The 2,719-nt window shown below is 47.3% G+C and carries 1 protein-coding gene and 3 pseudogenes; 2 read left to right on the top strand and 2 right to left on the bottom strand.

The window, feature by feature from the left end; all coding sequences use genetic code 11:
• A partial coding sequence (locus tag BGK49_RS11850; RefSeq protein ID WP_001073957.1) for an IS3 family transposase occupies positions 1–209 on the top strand: 209 nt, incomplete at its 5' end.
• A 42-nt stretch (positions 210–251) separates the two neighbouring features.
• Positions 252–1,976 (top strand): annotated as a pseudogene (locus BGK49_RS11855) (Ig-like domain-containing protein); the annotation flags it as partial.
• Positions 1,977–2,237: 261 nt separating this feature from the next.
• Here the strand turns inward: BGK49_RS11855 and BGK49_RS29360 are convergent.
• Positions 2,238–2,408: pseudogene (locus tag BGK49_RS29360) on the bottom strand (glycosyltransferase family 9 protein); the annotation flags it as partial.
• 11 nt (positions 2,409–2,419) lie between these two features.
• Positions 2,420–2,719, bottom strand: a pseudogene (locus tag BGK49_RS11860) (IS1-like element IS1X2 family transposase); the annotation flags it as partial.

A 2,719-nucleotide genomic window follows, 5' to 3' on the forward strand; every position in this document is an offset into this window, starting at 1 on the left:
ACTGTTACGACAACGCTCCGATGGAAAGCTTCTGGGGAACGCTGAAAAATGAGAGCCTGAGCCACTATCGTTTTAATAACCGGGATGAAGCCATCTCAGTAATACGGGAATACATTGAGATTTTCTACAATCGTCAGCGTCGTCACTCTCGTCTGGGGAATATCTCCCCGGCAGCCTTCAGGGAAAAATATCATCAGATGGCTGCTTAAAAAAGAACAAATGGTAGTGTCCGCTATTGCCAGTACACCTCAGCTCACGTCAACGACCAGTTTGGCAATCCGATTCTTAATGAATCTGTAACATTCAGTGCAGAGCCACCAGAGCACATGACCATCAGCCAAAATATTGTCTCTACTGATACGCATGGTATAGCCGAGGTCACTATGACGCCCGAAAGAAACGGTTCGTATATGGTGAAAGCATCCCTGGCGAATGGATCCTCTTATGAGAAGGATCTGGTGGTAATCGATCAAAAACTGACACTCTCGGCGTCCAGCCCGCTTATCGGTGTCAATTCCCCAACAGGTGCAACTCTGACGGCAACGCTAACTTCTGCAAATGGCACTCCAGTGGAGGGTCAGGTCATCAACTTTAGCGTAACGCCAGAAGGTGCGACGTTAAGTGGCGGAAAAGTGAGAACCAACTCTTCAGGTCAGGCTCCAGTCGTTCTGACCAGCAATAAAGTCGGTACATATACGGTGACTGCATCGTTCCATAACGGTGTAACAATACAGACACAGACAATCGTGAAAGTCACTGGCAACTCAAGCACCGCCCATGTTGCTAGCTTTATCGCTGCTCCATCGACTATCGCCGCCACCAACAGTGATTTAAGTACCTTAAAGGCAACGGTTGAGGATGGCAGTGGTAACCTGATCGAAGGTTTAACTGTGTACTTCGCCTTAAAAAGCGGCTCTGCCACATTAACGTCATTAACAGCGGTGACCGATCAAAACGGAATCGCGACAACAAGCGTGAAAGGAGCGATGACAGGTAGCGTCACGGTAAGCGCAGTCACGACCGCTGGTGGAATGCAAACAGTAGATATAACGCTGGTGGCTGGCCCGGCAGACACCTCGCAGTCCGTCCTTAAGAACAATCGGTCATCATTGAAAGGAGACTTTACCGATAGTGCTGAGCTACATCTTGTTCTGCACGATATATCAGGCAATCCGATCAAAGTTTCTGAAGGGCTGGAATTTGTGCAGTCAGGTACCAACGTGCCCTATGTGCAAGTTAGTGCAATTGACTACAGTAAAAATTTCTCAGGCGAGTACAAAGCCACTGTTACAGGCGGCGGAGAGGGTATCGCAACGCTGATCCCTGTATTGAATGGTGTTCATCAAGCTGGTCTGAGTACCACAATACAATTCACTCGCGCAGAAGACAAAATAATGAGCGGTACAGTGTCAGTCAATGGTACTGACCTACCGACAACTACATTCCCTTCGCAGGGATTCACCGGGGCGTATTATCAGTTGAATAATGACAACTTTGCCCCTGGAAAAACGGCGGCTGATTATGAGTTTTCAAGCTCTGCCTCCTGGGTCGATGTTGATGCTACCGGTAAAGTGACATATAAAAATGTCGGCAGCAATTGGGAAAGGATTACGGCGACGCCAAAATCAGGAGGCCCTAGCTATGTATACGAAATCCGTGTGAAGAGTTGGTGGGTGAACGCCGGCGATGCTTTCATGATATACAGCCTTGCTGAAAATTTTTGCAGTAGCAATAGCTACACACTTCCCCGTGCAGATCATTTAAACCATAGTCGTTCCCGAGGCATCGGGTCACTGTACAGTGAATGGGGAGATATGGGGCATTACACGACTGAGGCTGGTTTTCAATCAAATATGTATTGGTCATCTAGTCCCGCAAACTCAAACGAACAATACGTAGTTTCCCTGGCAACAGGTGATCAAAGCGTATTTGAAAAGCTTGGGTTTGCTTATGCGACATGTTATAAAAACCTCTGATTTTCCGTTATAATTTCTTAAATAGTGCTCCATTCGGGGCACTCTTTTTTACATTCCCTCTATAGAGCTTGCTCTTCTCTCACCGAAAATGAATAAATAAAAATGCGATACCGCCAGATTCGCGTTCGGTGTGACTATGATCGTATCCGGTGAGTACAGCTTTGATCCAAAGGCTGGTTTTCTGTGATGATTGACCAGCCTCAGAGTATTGATGACACCACCGTTCATAACAGATCGGCATTACTATGCATAAGTACTGTCTCATATTCTCGCCAAAACACTTTTTAATGCCTTTGCGAATTCATCCAGACTTATATTGTCAATTTTTTGCCCAACGACGACTGACTCCGAAACATCGGCCATTGCGGGCCATCGCGTTTTGTAATCAGCATAAATTGCAACAACGGGGGTATTATAGGCACTTGCCAGGTAATGACTCCAACTTACTGATAGTGTTTTATGTTCAGATAATGCCCGATGACCTTGTCATGCAGCTCCACCGATTTTGAGAACGACAGTGACTTCCGTCCCAGCCTTGCCAGATGTTGTCTCAGATTCAGATTATGTCGCTCAATGCGCTGAGTGTAACGCTTGCTGATAACGTGCAGCTTTCCCTTCAGGCGTGATTCATACAGCGGCCAGCCATCCGTCATCCATACCACGACCTCAAAGGCCGACAGCAGGCTCAGAAGACGCTCCAGTGTGGCCAGAGTGCGTTCACCGAAGACGTGCGCCACAACCGT

Origin of the sequence: Shigella sp. FC1544, assembly GCF_001722145.1 — a bacterium.
Classification (GTDB): Bacteria; Pseudomonadota; Gammaproteobacteria; order Enterobacterales; family Enterobacteriaceae; genus Escherichia; species Escherichia coli.